Origin of the sequence: Streptomyces sp. NBC_00683 (assembly GCF_036226745.1) — a bacterium.
Classification (GTDB): domain Bacteria; phylum Actinomycetota; class Actinomycetes; order Streptomycetales; family Streptomycetaceae; genus Streptomyces.
The window spans coordinates 4,851,410-4,872,660 of sequence record NZ_CP109013.1 but is presented as its reverse complement, the minus strand read 5'-3'; the positions used below and the strand labels follow the sequence as shown (position 1 = coordinate 4,872,660).

The window sequence follows — 21,251 nt, the reverse complement described above, 5'->3', positions numbered from 1 at the left end:
CGGTCCTGCCGGCGGTTCCTGCTCAGGCGCCGGACTTCTCCATGCGGCGGCGCAGGCTCGCGGGCCGCATGTCCGTCCAGACCTCTTCGATCCGGTCGAGGCAGACCTGCCGGGCACCCTCGGTGCCCTCGGTGTGCCAGCCGGCCGGCAGCTCCCGGTCCGCGTCCCAGATCGAGTACTGCTCCTCGTCGTTCAGGACGACCCGGTAGACGCGGTTGTCGGTCTGCTCGTCAGCCATGTCGGTTTCCCTTCGGTGGTCGGATTCGCACTCAGCTTCGGACGCCCGCCTATATCGGCCCTCTACTGAACGCATCCGTACACACACGGCCACAACGCAGCACGCGGCCCGGTCCCGTCGGGGGAGGCGGGACCGGACCGCGTGGGTCTCGGGGTGCTGCGGGTGGGGGCGCCCTGGTGCCGGGAGGCTGGCGGGCGCCCTCTGGGGGGGGTGGCCGGGCTACTCGCGTGAGCCGAGGAACTGGACGGTCCGCGCCCGCAGTGCCGCGCCGACGGGCAGCACCGTGCCGATCACGGCGAGGAGCGTGGACACGACGGCGACAGCGATGACGATCAGGTACGGCACCACGATCGGTGTCGTACCGAACAGCTGGAGCAACGCACCCCACAGTCCGGTCAGGTTGACCGCGGTGGCCGCGAGTGCCAGTGCCACCCCGATGGCGGAGACCAGCAGGGACTCGGCGACGAAGAACCGTACGACCTGTTTCGGCGTGGCCCCCGCCATCCGCAGCACCGCAAGGTCCCGGCGCCGGTCGGCCGTCGCCATGAGGAGCGTGTTGAGGATCGCGATGAAGCAGAAGATCATGATGATCACCGCGGTGGAACGCTGCCGCACCTCCGTGAGGTGGCGTGCGTAGGCGCTCTCGGAGGCGACCAGTTGGTCCCTCGTCATGAACTCGGCTCCGTCGCCGGCCACCGCCTTGCGGATCTGTGCGGTGATCGCGGCGTGATCGGCACCGTTGTCCAGCGTGATGTAGGCCCTGCGCGCGAGACCGTCCCGTGCGTAGACGGCCGACGGGGCGAACCGCTGCGGCAGGTACGCCACGTCCTCGCCCCGCAGCGCCTTGTACGTCGCCGCGACCCGCAGCTCGACGCGCTCGCCGTCGGGCATCTCCACGGCGAGCTCGGAGCCGACGTCCATGCCCCACAGGTCGGCCACGGCCGTGCTGTTGTCGTCGAGATCGTCCAGGGACCCGTCGATGATCTTCAGGTCCATCGTCTTCTTCAGCGCGACGGGATCGACGACGAGGCCGTCGTTCTCCTCGTACCGGTTCTCGTCCTTGGTGTAGACGGTGGTGAGGATCGGCGCCGCGATGTGCACGCCGTCGATCGCCGCGACGCGCTCGATCACCTGCGGGCTGATGCCCGGGGTTCCGTCGGGTGCGAGTGCGTACTGCGAACTGACCCGGTTCTGCAGGCCGTTGTCACGTGCGGCGCCGAGCGAGTCGGTGGCGGCGAGCAGCGAGAAGGCCAGCCCGACGGTGAGCAGGACGGGGGCCGCGGTGGCAGCGGTACGCCGTCGCGAGGTCAGCGCGCTCTCGCGCACCAGCATCGCGGTGGGCCCCGAAGCACCCCGGAAGGGCAGCATCAGCAGCTTGGTGAGCGGTCCGACGACCAACGGCGCGAGCACCGCCGCGGCCAGGACCGGCACCATCAGCGACACGACGTAGACCGTGGGCGAGAGCACGCTCGTCGGTGAGGCGATGGCGATCCACGCCGTCCACCCGACACCGCCCACCAGGGCGATGACACCGAGCAGCGCCCTGCCGGGCGTCACCCCCGTGTCATCGACGGAGGCCTCGCGCAGCGCCTCGATGGGACGGATGCTGCCGGCCCGGCGTGCCGCGGCTGCCGCACCGCCGACCGCCACCAGGAGGCCGACCAGGAACGCGGCGGCGAGCGGCGCCAGAACGGTCCAGTGCAGCGAGGGCTCCACCGTGAACCACTCGGGCGAGATGTCCATCGCGATGAGCATGTCGGCGAGGAGTTGCGCGCCGAACAGTCCGAGGACCGTGCCCACCGCGGAGGCGACGACGCCGACGAGCAGCGCCTCGTTGCGGACCATCTTGCGCACCTGCTTGGGGGTGGCGCCGACGGTACGCAGCAGTGCGACCTCCCGGCGGCGCTGGACCACCGCGAAGGCGAAGGTGGAGGCCACCACGAAGATCGCCGTGGTGCCCGCCACGCTGGCCATCACCGGCACGAGCGTGATGGTGTTGTCGAGCGTCTCACGGTCGGCCGCCTCGCTGGCGTCCGCCTTGTGCCGGTCCTGGCCGGTGAGCACCGCGGCACTGTCGCCGACGGCGGCCCGGACGTCGGCGACCGGGCCGAGCGCCACCAGGGACTCGATGCGCGGGGAGAGCCGGGCGGCCTCCGCGTCGGTGAAGAAGACGGCGTCCTCCCAGCCGACCGGGGAGACCGTGCCGCTGACCGTGTACTGCTCGACGCCGGAGGCGGTCAGGACCGTCACCTTGTCGCCGGTACGGGCCTGGTCCGACGGGACCACGACGTCCTTGGCGCCGGACGGCTCCTTGCCGTCGGCCAGGTCGTAGCCTCCGAACCTCGCCACCGGCCAGGGGTGACCCACCTGGTCGGCGGGGCCGCCCTCGATCTGGGCGTAGAAGGCACGGTCCACCACGGTCTCGCCGGTGGCGGCGACCTTCTCGCTCAGCTCGGCCGAGATCCCCTGGGCGGCCGCGAGCGACCGGATCCCGAGGTCGTGGTGGGCCGGGTCCCAGTCCGGGTCGGACGCCTGCACCACGGCGGGCGCCTCGGCGAACCGTTCCACCGGCCGGTCCGGCAGGTCGAGCATGGTCATGATGAGTACGCCCATGGCCGCGACCTGCGCGACCCCGAGCACCAGCGCCACGACGGTGCCGAGGAACGACACCCACCGTGCCCGCAGGGTCTGGAAAGCAACCCTGATCACCGCGACACCGCCAGGTCCGTCATCCGCGCGGCGACCGCCTCGGCGGTGGGCGAGCGCAGCTCGCCGACGAGGCTCCCGTCGGCGAGGAACAGCACCCTGTCCGCGTACGCGGCCACGTTCGGGTCGTGTGTGACCATCACGATCGTCGTCGTCACCCGCTCGCCGTGACCGGGGGCGGGCACGACGCCGGGATCCGGCACGGGCGCACCGGCCAGCTGCCGCAACGTGTCCAGCAGTTCGCGCCCTGTGGTGAGGTCGAGTGCGCCGGTGGGTTCGTCGGCGAAGAGCACCGCCGGCCGGGCCACCAGGGCACGGGCGATGGCGACACGCTGCTGCTGGCCGCCGGACAGCTGGCTCGGCCGGCTGCCCGCCTTCTTCTCCAGCCCCACCTGGGCGAGTGCCTGCTGCACGGTCCGGCGCTTGGGCTTGCGCCCGGCCAGCCGCATCGGCAGCGCCACGTTCTGCTCGGCGGTGAGCGAAGGCAGCAGGTTGAAGGCCTGGAAGATGAACCCCGTCGTCTCGCGGCGGAGTTCGGTGAGCTGGGTCTCGTTCAGCCCGACGATGTCCTTGCCGTCGATGAACACCCGCCCCGATGTGGGCTTGTCGAGTCCCGCGGCACACTGCAGAAGGGTCGACTTGCCGGAGCCCGACGGGCCCATGATGGCGGTGAAGCTCCCGCGGGGAAAGGACAGACCGATCTCGCGCAGCGCCGTCACCGCGCTGTCCCCGGATCCATAGGTCTTGGTCAGCGACTCGAGCCGCACTGCGTCATCCATCGATTCTCCGCAATTCCAGGGTGGTGAGGGGATCGGCCGTGGACCCGTCCGCGATGGCAACCGGCTCGGGCTGTGGGGGCGGTGCGCTGTCCTGCCGGTCCTCCAGCGCCGCACCCGGCCTGGTGAAGACCGCGGTGGCGACCAGGGCGAGCACCACCATCACTCCCGACACGACCATGAGCGTGTGCCGGGTGCCGACTGCCTCCAGCAGATACCCGGTACCGAGCGCACCGAGTGAACTCGCCCCCGACACAAGGAGCATGACGACACTGCCGACCCGCCCCTGCATGTTGTTGGGGGTGATTCGCACCTGGTAGGACATGCCGGAGACAGTAACAGCGGCTCCTATATGAGACGTTATGAAGAAGAGCACACCGAGTGCCACGGGTTGTCTGAAAAATACCGCTGCGGGCATGACCAGCGCCCAGGTCACATGCGCCATGATCATGATCTGACGCATCGCCAGCCGCTTGTTCAGCCAGCCGCCGACCAGCGCCCCGAACAGCCCTCCCATACCGCCGGACGCCATGATCAGGCCGATGGTGCCCGCGGCGCCGCCGTCCTCCCTGACCACGACGGCCACGGTGAGGATGAGCCCCTGGAAGACCAGATTGCTTCCCGCGATGATCAGCAGGGCGGTTCGGAAAAAGGCGCGATCCCATACCCACCGCAGCCCGACCGCGATGTCGGCCCGCATGTTGCGCCGCTTGTTGCCCGGCCTGGGGGGCGGCTCCTTCTCCCCCCGCAGCCGCACGAGTGTGATCAGCGAGAGCAGGTACAGCCCGACGCTCGACATGAACGGCATCCACGCCGACAGACCGAACATGGCACCGCTCACCGGATGTCCGATGAAGTTGACGCCCCGTGAACGTGCCTCGTTCGTCGCCATCGCCGCCCCCAGTTGCCTGGGCGGCACCACACCGCGGACCATGGCCCGCTCGGACAACTGGTAGAAGACCGTCATGCTGCTCTGGATGAACGCCACCGTCGCGATGTGCCAGACCCAGACGGTGTCCCCCAGCAACGACACAGCCACCGTGGCGACCGCGACCATGCGCACGATGACGCACGTCATCATCACCCGCCGACGGTTCAGCCGGTCCACCATGACACCGGCGGGCAGCTGGACCAGCAGCGCCGGCAACAGCCCCGCGAAGCCCACGAGTCCGGCCGCGCTCTCCGATCCGGTGTCCCACAGCACGAGCAGCGTGAACGCCATGCCCGAGCACCGCTCCGCCATGACGGACATGGCGGAGCCGGTCCACAGCAGCCGGAAGTCGCGGTAGCTGCGCAGCGTCGGCAGCGCGTGCTTGCTTCTTCGCCGTATCCGATACCCCCCCTCGTCACTCATGGCCGATCGGCCCAGCACCATTCCAGGACAGCCATCGCGCTGTGCAGCTTGTGCGTGGCCTGGGTGAAGGCGATGCTCGCCGGCCCGTCCAGCACCTCGGCGGTGACCTCCTGGCCGCGGTGGGCGGGGAGGTCGTGCAGGAAGACCGCGTCAGGGCTCCCCTGCCACAGCTCGCGGGTGACCTGGAACGGTGCGAAGACCTCCCGCCAGTCGGCGGTCGGCTTGCTGGTTCCGGTGGTCTGCCACCGCGTGGTGTAGACGGCGTCGAGACCCGACGGCAGGGCATCCATGTCGTGCTGCTCGGACACCTTCGACCCGCTGCGCGCCGCCTGTTCGGTGGCGGTGGCGAGGATCTCCGGCGCCAGCCCGTAGCCGGGCGGTGTCCGCAGCTCGAGCTCCGTCCCGGGGAACCGGGTCAGGGCGAGGGCCAGGGCCGCGGCGCTGTTGTTGCCCTCGCCGACGTACAGGACCCGCAGGCCCTCGACACGGCCGAAATGGTGCTGCAGCGTGGTGAGATCGGTGAGCCCCTGGGTGGGGTGCTCCTCCGCGCTCATCGCGTTGATGACGGACATCTGCCCGCCGGCCGCCCAGGTCCGCAGCTCCTCGGTGGCGTCCGCGGTTCGGGCCACCAGCAGGTCCAGCATGCCGGAGAGCACCCGGCCGGTGTCCTCGGTGGTCTCCCCCGTGTTCAGCTGCAGGTCGTCGGGACCGAAGGTCACCGCCTTCGCCCCGAGCCGCAGGGCGCCGCTGGTGAAGGCGGTACGGGTACGGGTGGACGTCCGCCGGAAGTAGATGCCGACGATCGCGTCCTCCAGGGACTTCGCCCGGGCCCCGGCGGCGAATTCCGCCCCCCGCTCGACCAGGCCCCGCAGGTCGTCGTCGGTCAGGTCGCAGATGGAGATGAGGTGTCGCATGAGCACGTCCTTCGTCTCGACGGAATCAGTGGGACTCGGTGAGCACGGCGTCGATCTCGGCCCGGATCCGGTCCTCGATCTCCACGGAGAGCTGCGCGATCGTCGGGCTCTCGAAGGCGACGCGCATCGGCAGGTCCAGGTCGAACTCGTTCTGCAGGCGCGAGACCAGCCGGACGGCGAGGATGGAGTGGCCGCCCAGGTCGAAGAAGCTGTCCTGGGTGCTCGCCTCCTTGCCGAGCAGGTCGCGCCAGATGGCTGCGACGCGTTCTTCGGTGGGCGTACCGGGAGCGATGAACGCGTCGGCTGCCGTGGCCTCGGGGTCGGGGAGGGCGCGTCGGTCGATCTTGCCGTTGGCGGTCAGCGGGAGCGCGTCGAGGCCGACGAAGACGGACGGGACCATGTACTCCGGCAGCGAAGCCCTGAGCCCCTCCGCCAGGTCATCGGTGCTGCCGACGACGTAGGCGATGAGCCTCTGTTCCTCCGACACCACCACGGTGGCGTCGGTGACCTGCGGATGAGCGACCAACGCGGCCCGGATCTCACCGAGCTCGATGCGATACCCGCGCACCTTCACCTGGTCATCGATACGGCCCAGGAACTCGACCGCACCATCACTACGCCACCGCACCAAGTCACCCGTGCGGTAGAGACGCGCACCCGCCGGCCCGAACGGGTCGGGCACGAACCGCTCAGCCGTCGCACCGGGACGGTATGCGTAGCCGCGTGCCACACCCGTACCGCCGACGAACAGCTCACCCACGGCCCCCACCGGGACCGGCTGCAGACCCGCGTCCAGGACGCGCATGGTCATGTTCGGCAGCGGACGCCCGATCGGCACCACACCCTCGAACGCCTCGACGAGCGGGAAGACGCAGGTCCCGACGGTCGCTTCGGTCGGGCCGTACTCGTTCAGTACACGGCCCTCACCCAGCAGCACCCGCCAGCGCTCCACCAGACCACCGGGCAACGCCTCACCCGCAACCACCACACGAGACGTCAAACCCTGGATCTGCTCGTCCGACAACTGCCCGGACAGCACCTCCAGATGACCGGGGGTCAGCTTCATGAAGGAGAACGGACCGGCTGCCACCAGGCTCTCACCCAGCTCCGTCAGCTCACCGTCCCAAAGCCACGCACGCTGACCCGCAGCCAGAGGAGCCCACACATTCGGCACCACCAGGTCGAACGCCACCGACGAGAACACCGGCGCACCACCCGAACCCGACGCCACCAACTCCCGCACAGCCCAGTCCACATGATTCACCAGACTGCGATGCGAAACCTGCACACCCTTCGGCCGCCCCGTCGAACCCGACGTGAACACCGTGTACGCCACCGAATCCAGATCCAGCACACCCGAAGGCACCGAATCCGGGAACGACGACACATCACCCTCGGCCAGCACCGTCTCCACACCCGGGAAACGATCCACATACCGGGCCGACGTCAACGCCACACCCACCCTGGCGTCCTCGACCATCCCCGCGATACGACCCGCCGGCAGCACCGGGTCCATCGGAACGAACCCACCACCCGCACGCCACACCGCCAACAACGACACCACCAGATCGACCGAACGATCCAGCAACACCGCAACCGTCGACTCCGGACCCACACCAGCCGCACGCAGACGATGCGCCAACCGATTCGCCCGCACATCCAACTCCGCGAACGACAACGACCGGTCACCCGCCTCCACAGCCACCGCACCCGGCGCCGCGGAGGACCGACGCGCCACCAGCTCCGGCACCGACACCTCCGGCACCACCACCGCCGAGTCGTTCCAGACCCGCAGGAGCCGGTGCTCGTGCACCGAGGTGATGTCGATGGCCGACAGTGCCGCCTCGGGCGCCGCCACCACGCCCTCGACCAGCCTCACGAAGTGGTCGGCCATGCGCTCCACGGTGGGCCGGTCGAACAGCGAGGTCGCGTACTCCAGCGCACCGTTCAGCGAGCCGTCGGCCTGGCGCCACACGAACATCGTCAGGTCGGTCTTGGCCACCCGCCAGGCGCCCTGGAAGGCGTCCATCAGTACCCCGTCGGCGGCCACCGATGTGGCGCCTTCGTCCTGCAGGTCGAAGGCGACCTGGTAGAGCGGGGTGCGGGACAGGTCGCGGACCGGCTGCAGTTCGTCCACCAGCCGTTCGAACGGCAGCTCCTGGTGCGCGAAGCCGGCCATGGCCGTGTCCTTCGTACGTCCCAGCAGCTCGCCGAAGGTCGGGTCGCCGGTCAGGTCGCAGCGCATGACGAGCGAGTTGAGGAAGAAGCCGACCGTGCCCTGGGTCTCGGGCCTGAGCCGCCCGGTGACCGGGCTCCCGATGCCGAAGTCGTCCTGCCCGCTGTGCCGTGAGAGCAGCGCCGCGAAGACGGCCAGCAGGGTCGCGTACTGGGTCGCGCCGTGCTTCCGCCCGATGCCGCTGAGAGCGTCGGCGAGACCGGCCGGAACCGAGAAGCGCACGCCCTCGCCCCGCCCGTCGCGCCGGGCCGGGCGAAGCCGGTCCGTGTGGAGCTGCAGTTCGGGCATGCCGCGCAGCGCGTTCTTCCAGTAGTCGAGTTCGCGGTCGAGGACCGTGTCGTCGGACCGGGCGGCCTGCCAGGCCGCGTAGTCCGCGTACTGCACAGGGAGCTCGGGGAGTTCCGGTGTCCGGCCCTCCGAGGCGGCGGCGCACAGCTCGCGGATCTCCCGGTCCATCAGCACCGTCGACCAGCCGTCACTGGCGATGTGGTGGGTCGTGACCAGCAGCACGGGGCCGCCGACGGGAACCCGTACGAGCAGGGCCCGCCACAGCGGCCCGTCGCTCAGGTCGAAGCCCCGGGCGAACTGCTCCCCGAACAGCCCCTCGATCTCTGCCTCGCTCGCGTCCACCACGCGCAGCTCGACCGGCTGGGGTCCGGCCACCACCTGGCGGGGCTCCTCGCCCTCCAGGACGTACCGGGTGCGCAGGGACTCGTGGCGGGTCTCCAGCGTGTCCAGTGCGGACTGCACCGTGTCGGCGGCCGTGCCGGCGGGCAGCCGGAGGAACAGCGGCGCCACCCATTCCGCGCTGCCCGGGTGCATGCGGTCCAGGAACCACAGCCGGTGCTGTCCGAAGGAGAGCGGCAGGGGGGTGTCGCGTCCCACCGGTACCACCTCGGGTACGGCGGGCCGCGCCTCCTCCAGGAGCTTGGCCTGGGCCTCGACCGTGGAGGCCGCGAAGAGCCCGCGCAGCTGGATGCTGTCTCCGGAGGCCCTGCCCAGGGCGTCGGCCAGCCGGGTCAGGACGAGGGAGGAGCCGCCGAGGGCGAAGAAGTCGTCGTGCACACCGACCCGTTCGACCTGGAGCAGCTGCTCCCACACCTCGGCGACGAGGCGTTCGGCGACGGTGCGGGGCGCGGTGTACCGGGGCCCCTCCCCCGCGGTCCGTGTGCCGGGCTGCTCGGGGTCGGGCAGGGCCTTGCGGTCGATCTTGCCGTTGCCGGTCAGCGGGAAGGCGTCCACGGGCACGAACAGGGCGGGGACCATCGGCTCGGGGAGCCGCTTGCGCAGGAAGCTGCGCAGTTCGTCCCGGGGTATGCGGCGGGCGGTCACCAGGTGGGCGACGAGGCGCTTTCCGCCGCCGACGGTGTACGCGCCGACCACGGCGCCCCGGATGTCGGGGTGCGCGTTGAGTGCGGCCTCCACCTCGGCGGGCTCGATGCGGACGCCGTTCACCTTGACCTGGTGGTCCACGCGGCCGAGGTAGGCGAGTGCGCCGTCGGAGCGCCAGCGCGCGAGGTCGCCGGTGCGGTACATGCGGCTGCCCGCCGGGCCGTGCGGGTCCGGTACGAACCTCTCCGCGGTCTGCGCCGGGTTGCCGACGTAGCCGCGTGCCACGCCGATGCCCCCGGCGTACAGCTCGCCGACGACACCGATCGGGACCGGGTCGAGCTCCTCGTCGAGCACGTACACGCGCATGTTGTCGACCGGCCGGCCGATCGGCACGGCCTCGGTGTGCAGCTCCGGGTCGAACTCCTGGCCCGTGACGTCGATGGAGCACTCGGTGGGGCCGTAGGTGTTCCACACCTTGGCGCCGGTGGGTTCGCCGAGCCTGCGGCACAGTTCGGCGTCGAGGGCCTCACCCGCGGACAGGACGAGCCGCAGCCCGGTGCACTCGGACCAGGCGGGCTCCTCGGCGAGCAGCCGCAGCACGGAGGGCACGCCCTGCAGGACGGTGATGTGCCGGTCGGCCACCGTCCGTACGAGGAGGGCGGGGTCCGATTCGGCGCCCTCGGGGGCCATCACGACGGTGCCGCCCGCGACCAGCGGCGCGAAGAGCTCCAGGGCCGCGGCGTCGAACGTGAGGACGGTCTTCTGCAACACCCGGTCGTCCGGGGTGAGTTCCTGGCGGGCGACCGACCACGACACCCGGTTGGCGATCCCGCCGTGCTCGACGAGCACGCCCTTGGGGCGGCCCGTCGAGCCCGAGGTGTACGTGATGTACGCGGCGTGCTGCGGGCCCGTTTCCACCGGTTCGGCGTCGGCCTCGCCACCGGCCGCGTCCAGGAGCACGACACCGTCGGGTACGACCCCGTCCAGAGCCCCGGCCGACTCGCCGATGGTCAGGACCGTCCGCGCGCCGCTGTCCGCGACCATCCAGGCGATGCGCTCGGCCGGGTGGCCTGCGTCCAGCGGCACGTAGGCCGCGCCGGCCTTCCAGACGCCCAGGAGCGCCGCGACGAGCTCGCGCCCGCGCGGCAGGCAGACGGCAACCCTCGACTCGGGAAGGACACCGCGCCCGCGCAGCAGCCGCGCGATTCCGTTCGCGCGGCGGTCCAGCTGCGCGTACGTCATCGACCCTTGTGCGTCGTCGACCGCGATGGCGTGGGGGGTACGGACGGTCTGCTGGGCGATCAGTTCGTGCAGCGGGACAGACATCTCTTCTCCAGAGGTGTTGATCAGTTGCAGCGTTCAGTGGCGGTGACCCGGGTTCGGGAGCCTTCCTAGGGCGTCGGCGCGGGAACGAACCCGTCGATACGGGTGCCGATGCCGCCCCTTCGTGCCTCGTCCCGGACGAAGCCGGCCAGCGCCAGGTCCAGGACGCCGAGGCCGAACGGGGAGTACACGAGCGGCTTTCCGGCCTCCGGTTCCAGCCGGGCGGTGCCGCGCAGCAGGGCGCCGATGGAGGCGTCGACGAAGTCGCGCCCACCGGTGTGCTGCTCCGCCAGGTGCGGTGAGGTCTGCTCACGGCATACGTGGTCGGGGTCGTCGACGATGTTGTGCGCGCCGAGTACGGCGGGCACGGTGAGGTCGCGCAGCGAGATGTGGAGCACGACGGTGCCGGGCGGGCAGGCGTCCAGGCCGGTGTACGGCGAGGCCGACGTCGTCGCGAAGGACACCAGGTCGTGGGCGGCCAGCGCCTCGTCGAGCGTGGCGCAGTGGCGGATCTTCGCGCCGGGCAGCAGCCTGGCGTGATCCGCGGTGAAGCGCTTGGCCCGCTCCATGTCCGTGTCGTGGACGGCGAGGGAGTCGAGCTCGGGCAGCTCGGCGGCCAGGAAGCGCAGCACCTCCCGGTTGATGACGCCGGTGCCGATGAGCGTGATCCCGGACGGCCTGCGGTCCCCGAGGAGCATCCGTGCGCCGAGTGCGGCCGAGGCCGCGGTGCGCATGGCCGAGATCAGGGAGCCCTCGATGAGCGCCTCGGGGTGCCCGGTCTCCAGTGAGTTCAGCAGGACGGCGGCGCTGGCGCGCTGCAGCCCGGCGGCGACGTTGCCGGGGAAGGAGGAGATCCACTTCATCCCGGCGACTTCGGTGTCGCCCCCGAGGTAGCCGGGGAGGCCGATGATCCGGTCCCTCGGACGGTCGGGGAAGCGCAGGAAGACGGAGTGCGGCAGGACTGTGCGGCCCTCGTCGTGGCGCTTGTAGGCCTCGGCGACGAGGTCGATGACCTCCTTCTCGCGTCCGGCCAGCAGCCCGGCCACTTCACCGTGCTTGATGATCAGCATGCGCCCACCGCCAATGTGTGTTCGGGTTCGTTCCACAGATGTGAGACCTCTCCGAAGTGGGCGCGCACCCAGTCGTCGGAGTAGATGGTGTCGAGATAGCGGTCGCCGCGGTCGGGGAAGATCATCACGCAGTTGCTGCCGGCCGGAATGCGGTCGGCCATCTTCCCGAGTGCGGCGGTCACCGCCCCCGAAGAGCCGCCCGCGAGGATCGCCTCACGGTGTGTCAGGGTCCGGCAGGCGACGACGCAGTCGAGGTCGTTGACGAGCACGACCTCGTCGGCCAGCGTCGGATCGAACAGCGGGGGCTTGATCGCGGCCCCGTGTCCGGGCAGCAGCCGCGGACCCGAGGGGCCGCCGAACAGCACGCTGCCCATGGCGTCGACCCCCACCAGCGTGGTGGAGAGTCCGCGCTCCCGGATGTACTGGGCGCAGCCGGTCATGGTGCCGCCGGTACCGGTCGAACAGAACAGGTAGTCCACCCGGTCGTCCAGTGCTTCGGCGATCTCTCGCATGGTCTGCACATGGGCCCGGGGGTTGAGCGGGTTGGCGTACTGGTTGGGCCAGTACGCGCCGGGTGTCGCGGCCACCAGTTCGCGAACCCGCGCCAGGCGCATGGGCAGATAGGCGCGGGTGTCCGGGTCGACCTCGGTCACCATCTCGACCGTGACCCGGTAGGCGCGCAGGATCGCCAGGTTCTGCTGGGTGGTCTTGGGGTCCACGACGCAGATGAAGTCGATGCCGAAGTACCGGCAGATCTGCGCGATGCCGATCGCCAGGTTTCCGGAGCTCGATTCCACGACCGTGGACCTGCCCGGTACCAGTTCCCCGCTGCGGATCCTGCCGAGCAGCATCGACAGGGCCGACCTGTCCTTGACACTGCCGCCGGGGTTGAAGGCTTCGAGCTTCGCGAAGACGCGGGACCCGAAGCGGGGCAGCAGCCCGCCGAGTTCGACGAGGTGCGTGTTGCCCACACCGTCGAGGATGCCGCGGAGCACGGGTTGCTTCATGATCCGTCGCCGGCGTTGCTGCCCAGGGCGAGCAGCGAACGCTTCTGGGCGGCGTCCGTCAGCGGGATCCGGGAGACCGGGCGCTCGGGTGTGTCCCCGGCGGCGGTCATGAAGCGGATGAGCTGGTCGAACAGCCGGTCCATGGTGTCCCGCTCGAAGAGCGCCGTGTCGTAGCGCAGGGCGATGGTGAGCCCCTGCACGTCACGGGTGACTTCGAAGGTGATGTCGCACTGGCCCTCGAGGTGCGGTATCTCCAGGTACGTGGTGGTCAGACCGGCCACGTCGAGGGGTACGCCGGCGACCGCACCGGCCAGTTCGGAACCGAAGCGGTCCGTGGTGACCATGGTCATGGAGATCCGGAACAGCGGCCCGGTCGCCGCCGCGGCCTGCGCGACCAGCGGGAACGGGTACGTGGCCCGCGCGGTCGCCTGCCTGAGGCGGTCGTTGGCCGCGGCCGTCACCTCGCCCAGCGGGGTGTTCCTGTCGAACACGGCCCTGATGAGCACCGGGTTGACGTAGTAGCCGACGACGTCCTTGGCGGCCGAGCGGCGCACCGAGGCCGGGCAGGCGATGAGGAAGTCGGACTGTCCGGTCCAGCGGTTCAGCAGTGCCTGCAGGGAGCCGAGCGCCAGGGCGAACTGCGAGATCTCCTGTTCGGCGGCGGCACGCTTGAGCCGCTCCGCGAGTTCGTCGGGCAGCCGGCGTACGAGGCTGGCACCGGTGAACGACGCGACGGCCGGCCGGGGCTTGTCGGTCAGCAGCTCCGCGGGTGCGGACCCTTCGACCTGCTCCTGCCAGAACTCCGCCTGCCGCTGACCGCGCGAGGATTCGAGCAGGGCACGCTCGCTCTCGACGAAATGGCCGTAGTCGACGGCGACGGGGGCCCAGCCGGGCTCCTTGCCCTCGGCGAACGCCTCGTACGCGGCCAGCAGGTCGCGCCACAGCATCCACTGGGAGATGGCGTCGGTCGCGATGTGGTGGGTGAGCGCCAGCAGCACGGCGTCGGTACGGCGGCGCCACAGCACCACCCGGAACGGTCCCTCGTCCGAGAGCCGGAAGGGGGTGCCCGCCTCCGCGGCGACGAGCCGCTCCAGCTCGTCGTCGTCCGCGTCCGGTACGTCACGGACGACGAGTTCGCCGATGTCACCCGGGTCCTTCACCAGCCGGCGGGGACTGCCGTCGGCCTCGACGTACACCGAACGCAGCATCGGGTGCCGTTCGGTGAGCGCCCGGGCCGCCCGCGCCAGGACCTCCGGGTCCGGCGCGGGCTCCATCCGGACACCACCCGCGAGGTTGTAGGTCGCGCTGTCGGGAGCCAGTTTGTGGAGCAGCCATAGCCCCTCCTGGCCCACCGACAGGGGCATCGCCCCGCCTATGGGGTCCGTGTGGCCCATGGGTCAGACTCCTGCCTTGTTTGCTGTCAGGAAGTCCGCGACGTCACTGACGCGCAGCAGGTCGCCGACCCGCTCGTCGGGCACTGTTTGGTTGAAGGCCTTCTCCACGGCCGCCAGGAGGTCGATGCGGGTGAGGGAGTCCATGCCGAGCTCGTCGAAGCTGGAATCAGCGGTGACCTCGCCCTCCAGGTCCGGCGCCGTACGCAGCGTGAGGTTGATGATCTCGACAATCAGTTCGTCTCTGGTCATGGCCTTCGTCTCTCCATAGGTGTGTGCGCGTGGATGTGCGTGCGGGGGGAGTGCGGGGGTTCTGGGGGTTCGCCGGGGCCGGTCACGGCATCCGGACGACCTGGCCGGCGTACGTCAGGCCGGCACCGAAGCCGAGCAGCAGGACGTTCTCGCCGGGGGTGCTGCGGCCGCTCTCCTTGAGCCTGCTCAGCGCCAGCGGCACGGAGGCCGCGGAGGTGTTCCCGGTCTCGACGACGTCGTTGACGACGCGCTCCGGCGGGAGGTCCAGGTTCGCGGCGAGCGTCTTGATGATCCGGTTGTTGGCCTGGTGCGGCACGAACCAGTCGATGTCCTGCATCGTGATCCCGGCGGCGGCGCACGCCCGGTGGGCGACGTCCGGCATGGTGGCCGTGGACCACTTGTAGACGAGCGGGCCGTTCATGGTGACGTACTCCCGGCCGTCCGCCTTCTCGGTGATGCCGAGCACGTCGTGCCGTGCGCCGTCGCTGCCCCAGACCGCCGGGCCGATGCCGGGCTGGTCCGAGCGGGACACCACCGCGGCTCCGGCACCGTCACCGAAGATGACGAACGTGTCGGGGTCGGCGGGGTCGATCCACTCGCTGGTCCGCTCGGCGCCGACGACCAGGACGTTGCGCGCCTCGCCCAGACGCACGGCGTTGGACGCCATGGCCAGCGAGTACGTGAAGCCGGCACAGACCGCGTTGAGGTCGTACGCACCCGAGTTGGGCAGTCCGATACGACTGGCCACCTCGGGGGCGATGCCGGGCATACGGCGACGGCGGGTGGCGCTCGCGACGATCGTCAGGTCCACCTCGCCCGGGTCGATGTCGGCCGAGACGACGGCCTTCTCGCCCGCGGCCGCCGACATCGTGACCAGGTCCTCCTCGTCGGAGGCGTGATGGCGGGTCTTGATGCCGGTCCGGCTCTCCATCCACTGCGGCGAGACCGTCGTCAGCGGTGCCAGTTCCTCGTTGGACACCAGCCTGGCCGGCCGGTACACGGCCAGTCCGGAGATCCGTGATCCGTACGTCTCGAACTCGAACATGTCTCCCTCAACTCCCGATAGATCCGTCAGCCGTCAGCCGTCAGGCTCAGGCGTCGGACGGCTCTGCCATGGCCACGGCGATGCGCCGCGGTCCGGTGAACGGCTCACGCGCGTGCGCGGCGAGCATGTTGTCGACGACCAGGACGTCGTCGCGCTGCCAGTCGAAGCGGACCGCAGCCGACCGGTAGGCGGCGCGCAGGTGATCCGTCACCTCGTCGGGGATGACCCCGCCGTCCCCGTAGAAGGTGTTCGTGGGCAGGTCCTCATCGGCGAAGATCGCGCGCAGACCGGCTCCGACCTCCGGGGCCAGGGTGCTGACGTGGAAGAACGTGGCGTGGTTGAACCACACTTCCTCGCCGGTGACCGGATGGCGGTGCACCGCCTGCCGTACCGCGGTGGTGCGCAGACCGCCGTCGGGCCGCCACTCCGCCTCGATCCTGCGTTCCTTGCAGTACGCCACGACGGCGTCCTTGTCCGAGGTGTTGAAGGCCTCCTGCCAGGGCACTCCGAACCCGGCGTGGAAGTTGCGCACGACCTGCCAGCCGCGCGCCTCGAACTCCGCTCGTACCTGCGGGTCGACGGACCTGAGCACCTGGCGGATGTCGGCGAGCGGGGTGGCGCCCTGCGTGACGGGCGGCTCGACGCAGAAGAAGTACAGCGTCCGCGGCCAGACCGCCTGGTAGGAGTTCTCGTTGTGGAGGAAGATCTCCTCGTTCTGCGGATAGTCGGTCGAGGTGTAGACCTGCCCCTTGATGGTGCTGCGGGGCGAGGAGCGCTCGGCGTACGCCAGCGGCGGCGTGCCGGAGAACGCCCGGACGGTGCCGTCGAAGCCGTCGACACCGCCGACCTCGAATCCGCGCAGCAGCAGTGCGCCGCGCTGGGTGAGCAGCTCGCGCAGCTCCGCCCGGTTCTCGGTGATGTAGCCGTGGATGCCGGTGCCGGGGGCCGCGGGACGTCGCATCCCGGGCACGGTCCCGCTCCCCACCCAGCCGGCGGGTGTCTCTTCCGAGGTGATGGTCATGGTCAGCTCGCTCCGTGGTCGAAGAAGTCGGGGCAGCCCTTGGGCCGGGGCGTCAGTCGGACATCGCCACGAGGACGCGGCGGTCCCCGGTGAACGGCCGCCGGCCGTGGGCCAGCAGGACGTTGTCGATGAGCAGCAGATCGCCCGTGCGCCAGTCGACGTCCACGGCCGCCTCCAGCCCGCGGTCGCGGACCTGGGCGACGTACTCGGGCGGAATCGGGCTGCCGTCGGCGAACCGCACCGACTGCGGCAGCTCGTCCTCGGACAGGATCTGGGCGAGCTCGGCCGCGGTGTCGTCACCGAGACCGGCCGGGTGCCACTGGTCGGCCTGGTTGAACCACACCTCGGCGCCGGTGACGGGGTGCCTGGTCGTGGACGGACGGTGGGACTCCACGCGCAGACTCCCGTCGCGCCGCCAGTCCCACTCGGCTCCGGCGTTCTTCAGGAACGCCTCCACGTCCGCCCGTTCGTCGGTCTCGAAGGTGTCCTGCCAGCTCTTGCCGAGGCCGTAGCCGTCGTGCAGGTTCTGCACGTAGCGCACGCCGCCGGCGAACGCCTCGCGGACCTCCGGGTCCAGGACGGCGAGCCAGCGCTCGGCGTCAAGCACCGGGGTGGCCCCGCCGGAGCCCGGCTGCACCTGGCAGAAGAAGGCCAGGCGGGACGGCCAGGCGTGGGCGTAACTCATCTCGTTGTGCATCGAGATGGTGAATTCCTGCGGGTACTCCGTCGAGGTGTAGACGTTGCCGCCGACCTTGGTGCGCGGCGAGTTGCCGTGCACGTACGCCAGCCGGTTCGGCAGCAGCCGGTCCAGGGCCGTGTCCAGCGTCTGCGGGGTGATCCCGAAGCCGCGGAAGACGAGCGCCTTCTCCTTGACCAGGGTCCCGGCCAGGCCGAGTTCCAGTTCCTCCAGGCGGCTCAGCAGTTCGCCGGTCCCGCCATCGTCCTTCGCTTCGATCTCCAGTGGTGCCCAGGACGTCGGACTCGTCACGGCGCCCCTCCTCTCGCTGTTGTGGTGAAGCCTTCGGCTATCAGGCCCGCAGGCCGGACGGGATCCGAGCCAGCCGCCCCGCGATGTCCGCGGTCAGCTCCGCCTCCCGGGGGGCGAGGTAGAAGTGGTCCCCGGGGAACGACCGCACCGCGAAGGCGCCGGTCGTCAACTCCCCCCAGGCCAGCAACTGTTCGTAGGAGATGCCCGGATCCCTGTCGCCCTGGTACGCGACGATCGGAGCGCGCAGCGCCACCGGGCTGTGCGGGTGGTAGGTCTCGATGAGCTTGTAGTCGGAGCGCAGCACGGGCAGCAGCAGCTCACGCAGCTCCGGGACCGCGTACGGGTCGCCGCCCAGGGTGCCCAGCCGGGACACCCCGGCGACCAGGACGTCGTCGGCCGCCCTGTGCAGGGTCGTGGGGGACGTCCGGTGCGGGGCGTTGCGCCCCGAGAGCAGGACCCGGACCGGACCCTCGCCCGCACCCGCCTCCTGCCGCACCGCGACCTCGTAGGCCACCGCGGCGCCCATGCTGTGGCCGAAGAAGGCCATCGGCAGGTCGCCGAACGGATTGAGCGCCTCGGAGATCCGGTCGGCCAGCTCGTCCATCGACTCGATGCACGGCTCGCCCATCCGCTCCTGCCTGCCCGGGTACCGGACGGCGAGGACCTCGATATCGGCGGGAAGCCGCGAGGGCCAGCCGTGGAACAGCTGGGCGTTGCCGCCGGCGTGCGGGAAGCAGACCAGCCGCAGCCGCGGTTCGCCCGTCCGCGCGTACCTGCGGAACCAGGTCTCCGAGGAGGCACTCACAGCGCCATGCCCCCGTCGATCCGGACCACCTGGCCGGTGATGTACTCGGCCTGCGGGGAAGCCAGGAAGGAGACCAGCGAGGCCACTTGCTCGGGAGTGCCGAAGCAGCCCATCGGGATGCGGGTCAGGGCGTCCTTCGCGACGGCCTCCGGTACACCGGCGACCATCTCCGTGTCGATGAAGCCCGGTGCGACGGCGTTGGCACGCACTCCGTAGCGGCCGAACTCCTTGGCCAGCGCCTGCGTCAGCCCGATGATCCCGGCCTTCGAGGCCGAGTAGTTCGTCTGTCCCGCGTTGCCGACGACCCCGGCCACGGACGAGAGGGTGACAACGGTGCCCGCACGGCGCCGGATCATCGAACGGACCACCGAGCGCAGCAGGTTGTACGTTCCGTCGAGGTTGGTGCGCAGTACCGAGTCCCACTCGTCGTCCGACATCAGCGCCAGCGGCCTGTCGCGGGTGATCCCCGCGGAGGTGACGACCGCCGACACCGGTCCCAGCCCCGCCTCGACGTCCGCGACGAACGACCGGACACCGACCCGGTCGGCGACGTCGACGCGGCGGATCAGTGCCCGCCGGCCCGCCGCCAGGATCTCCTTCTCGACCTGTTCCGCCGCCGCGTCGTCGGAGCGGTAGCAGATGGCCACGTCGAACCCGTCCCGTGCGAGCCGGGTGGCCACCGCCCGCCCGATCCCGCGCGACCCCCCGGTCACCAGTGCCACCTGTGCCTCTTGGTCCGGCATGCTGCCCCCATCCGTTCGAATGAGTCGAGCGTGCGTTCACTGGCTATATCTGGCCTATACGGCATCCAGCGCCGCTCGAGGGCGCGCGCCGGAGCCCGGTACCGTGACCGTTCATGACCTTGCTTCCGACCGGTGGCCCTGCTCTCGCGGGCCTACTGGCCCCGCTGCTTCCCCCGCTGGTCACCGCCGTCGACACCTTCCACGACAGCGCCGAACCCTTCCTGTTCCCCGAGGAGGAGGCCCTGGTCGCCAGGGCGGTGGCCAAGCGGAGGCACGAATTCACCACGGTCCGCCACTGCGCCCGCACCGCTCTGGCCAGTTATGGCTTGCCTCCCGCACCGATCCTCCCCGGCACCGAAGGCGCACCCCGCTGGCCCGACGGCATGGTCGGCAGCCTCACGCACTGCGACGGATACCGGGCGGCGGCCGTCGCCGAGAACACGACGGTGGCCTCCCTCGGCATCGACGCCGAACCGGCCGAACCCCTGAGCGACGAGGGCTCACTGAACCTCGTCACCCTCCCCGCCGAACGCACCGCGCTGAGCGAACTGGCGGCCCACCGGCCGGGAGTCCCCTGGGACAGGCTGCTGTTCAGCGCCAAGGAGTCGGTCTACAAGGCCTGGTCCCCGCTCACCGGCCGCTGGCTCGGCTTCCAGGACGCGCACATCACCCTGCGCCCGGACGGCACCTTCGCCGCCACCCTGCTCGTCCCGGGCACCACGACGGCCGGCCCCCCGCTCACCGGCTTCGACGGCCGCTGGCAGGTACGCCACGGCTTCGCGCTCACCGTCGTCACCGTTCCCCCGCGCGGCGGAACCGGCCCGGCGTAACCACTCCGGCGCCGGGGCGCCTCACGTCACAGCCAGCGGCGTATCGGCAGGACCGCCGCTTCCCGGATCCGCTGCACCGGCGAGCGGCGCTTCCACCGGGCGCCGTCGATCAGCACGCTGTCGGCGCGGTCGTCCTCGAAGTGCCCGTCCAGGGTCGCGGTGAACGCCGGGTCCAGCACGGCGAGCATCACTTCCTCGTCGTGGTCCAGCGAGCGGCGGTTGAAGTTGGTCGAGCCGATCAGCGAGGCGACCCGGTCCACGGTCACCGCCTTGGTGTGCATCATCGTCGGCTGGTACTGGTAGATCTTCACACCGCAGGCGACGAGGTCCTCGTAGTGGTGCTGTCCCGCCAGCTGGCAGACCCGCTTGTCCGTGTGCGGTCCGGGCAGCAGGATCTCCACGGAGACGCCCCGCGCCGCCGCGGCGCAGAGCAGCTCGACGAAGTACGTGTCCGGCGCGAAGTACGCCGTGGTGAGCCTCACCCGCTCCTCGGCGGACTCCAGGACGACCCGGAGCAGGGTCTGCATGTCCTGCCAGCCGAAGCTGGCCGAACCCCGTACCACCTGCACGATCGCGTCGCCCTGCGGCTGGAGCTCGACGAAGCGGTCGCGCTCGGTGAACAGCTCGTCGTGGCACTCCGCCCAGTTCTGGGCGAACGCGGCGGCGAGGCCGTCCACCGCGGGGCCGCGCAGCTGCACATGGGTGTCGCGCCACTCGCGCTCGTTACGGGCGTCGCCGCACCACTCCTCCGCGATGCCGACGCCACCGGTGAACGCCGTCTCCTCGTCCGTCACGAGGACCTTGCGGTGGCAGCGGTGGTTCTGCTTGAGCGGCGACAGGTACAGCGGCTTGCGGAACCACGCGACCTCCACCCCGGCCTCTTCCATCATCGCCAGCTGGTCCTTCTCGATCAGCCGGCTGCCGAAGCCGTCCAGGAGCAGCCGCACCCGCACTCCGGCGCGGGCCCGCTCCGACAGCGCCTCCGCGAAGTCGCGGGCTATGTCACCGCGCCAGTACACGAACGTCATCATGTCCACGGTGTGCTCAGCATCACGTATCGCGCCCAGCATCGCGGCGAATATCTCGTCGCCGTTGTGGAGGGGGACAAGGGCATTGCCCTCGGTGGCGGCGATGCCGATCAGCCGCTCCAGCCGCCGCCGCAACCGCAGGATGCGCTCGGGGTACCCGGTGTCAGGTCTGTCGTCTGTATGGGTGGACAT

At 70.6% G+C, this 21,251-nt stretch carries 17 protein-coding genes; 1 reads left to right on the top strand and 16 read right to left on the bottom strand.

The window, feature by feature from the left end; all coding sequences use genetic code 11:
* Window positions 1-22: 22 nt before the first annotated feature.
* The 15 genes from OG257_RS21890 to fabG form a co-directional block, all read right to left on the bottom strand.
* Window positions 23-238, bottom strand: coding sequence for an MbtH family protein (locus OG257_RS21890; protein WP_329209918.1), 216 nt, complete (start codon window positions 236-238; stop codon window positions 23-25).
* Window positions 239-457: 219 nt separating this feature from the next.
* Window positions 458-2,947, bottom strand: coding sequence for an FtsX-like permease family protein (locus OG257_RS21885; protein ID WP_329209916.1), 2,490 nt, complete (start codon window positions 2,945-2,947; stop codon window positions 458-460).
* A complete protein-coding gene (locus tag OG257_RS21880; RefSeq protein ID WP_329209914.1) occupies window positions 2,944-3,723 on the bottom strand; it encodes an ABC transporter ATP-binding protein in 780 nt (259 codons plus the stop codon). The genes OG257_RS21885 and OG257_RS21880 overlap by 4 nt, the downstream gene beginning before the upstream one ends.
* The gene (locus tag OG257_RS21875; protein ID WP_329209912.1) at window positions 3,716-5,074 is read right to left on the bottom strand and encodes an MFS transporter; all 1,359 of its coding nucleotides are present in this window, start codon (window positions 5,072-5,074) and stop codon (window positions 3,716-3,718) included. Before OG257_RS21875 ends, OG257_RS21880 begins: the two co-directional genes overlap by 8 nt.
* Window positions 5,071-5,988, bottom strand: coding sequence for an ornithine carbamoyltransferase (locus OG257_RS21870; protein WP_329209910.1), 918 nt, complete (start codon window positions 5,986-5,988; stop codon window positions 5,071-5,073). Before OG257_RS21870 ends, OG257_RS21875 begins: the two co-directional genes overlap by 4 nt.
* 25 nt (window positions 5,989-6,013) lie before the next feature.
* Window positions 6,014-10,882: a non-ribosomal peptide synthetase gene (locus OG257_RS21865; RefSeq protein WP_329209909.1), complete on the bottom strand. Its 4,869-nt coding sequence runs from the start codon at window positions 10,880-10,882 to the stop codon at window positions 6,014-6,016.
* Between the two features lie 65 nt (window positions 10,883-10,947).
* Window positions 10,948-11,949 (bottom strand): 2,3-diaminopropionate biosynthesis protein SbnB, encoded by a 1,002-nt coding sequence (sbnB, locus tag OG257_RS21860; protein ID WP_329209907.1) that lies wholly within the window; start codon window positions 11,947-11,949, stop codon window positions 10,948-10,950.
* Window positions 11,943-12,956, bottom strand: a complete 1,014-nt coding sequence (sbnA, locus tag OG257_RS21855; RefSeq protein WP_329209906.1) for a 2,3-diaminopropionate biosynthesis protein SbnA — start codon at window positions 12,954-12,956, stop codon at window positions 11,943-11,945. Before sbnA ends, sbnB begins: the two co-directional genes overlap by 7 nt.
* Window positions 12,953-14,350 (bottom strand): condensation domain-containing protein, encoded by a 1,398-nt coding sequence (locus OG257_RS21850; protein WP_329209904.1) that lies wholly within the window; start codon window positions 14,348-14,350, stop codon window positions 12,953-12,955. Before OG257_RS21850 ends, sbnA begins: the two co-directional genes overlap by 4 nt.
* Window positions 14,351-14,353: 3 nt before the next feature.
* Entirely contained in the window at window positions 14,354-14,599 is a 246-nt protein-coding gene (locus OG257_RS21845; RefSeq protein ID WP_329209902.1) for an acyl carrier protein, read from the bottom strand.
* 82 nt (window positions 14,600-14,681) lie between these two features.
* The gene (locus OG257_RS21840; protein ID WP_329209900.1) at window positions 14,682-15,644 is read right to left on the bottom strand and encodes a beta-ketoacyl-ACP synthase III; all 963 of its coding nucleotides are present in this window, start codon (window positions 15,642-15,644) and stop codon (window positions 14,682-14,684) included.
* 46 nt (window positions 15,645-15,690) lie between these two features.
* A complete protein-coding gene (locus OG257_RS21835) occupies window positions 15,691-16,605 on the bottom strand; it encodes a TauD/TfdA family dioxygenase (protein ID WP_329215254.1) in 915 nt (304 codons plus the stop codon).
* Between the two features lie 112 nt (window positions 16,606-16,717).
* Window positions 16,718-17,653 (bottom strand): TauD/TfdA family dioxygenase, encoded by a 936-nt coding sequence (locus OG257_RS21830; RefSeq protein WP_329209898.1) that lies wholly within the window; start codon window positions 17,651-17,653, stop codon window positions 16,718-16,720.
* Between the two features lie 40 nt (window positions 17,654-17,693).
* On the bottom strand, window positions 17,694-18,458 hold the full coding sequence (locus OG257_RS21825; RefSeq protein ID WP_329209896.1) for a thioesterase II family protein: 765 nt from the start codon (window positions 18,456-18,458) through the stop codon (window positions 17,694-17,696).
* Window positions 18,455-19,201 (bottom strand): 3-oxoacyl-[acyl-carrier-protein] reductase, encoded by a 747-nt coding sequence (gene fabG / locus OG257_RS21820; RefSeq protein WP_329209894.1) that lies wholly within the window; start codon window positions 19,199-19,201, stop codon window positions 18,455-18,457. Before fabG ends, OG257_RS21825 begins: the two co-directional genes overlap by 4 nt.
* A 113-nt stretch (window positions 19,202-19,314) precedes the next feature.
* On the opposite strand from fabG, the gene OG257_RS21815 reads away from it, so the two are divergent.
* The gene (locus tag OG257_RS21815; protein ID WP_329209891.1) at window positions 19,315-20,031 is read left to right on the top strand and encodes a 4'-phosphopantetheinyl transferase family protein; all 717 of its coding nucleotides are present in this window, start codon (window positions 19,315-19,317) and stop codon (window positions 20,029-20,031) included.
* A gap of 26 nt (window positions 20,032-20,057) precedes the next feature.
* On the opposite strand, the gene OG257_RS21810 is transcribed toward OG257_RS21815, so the two are convergent.
* Window positions 20,058-21,251 (bottom strand): phospholipase D-like domain-containing protein, encoded by a 1,194-nt coding sequence (locus tag OG257_RS21810; protein WP_329209889.1) that lies wholly within the window; start codon window positions 21,249-21,251, stop codon window positions 20,058-20,060.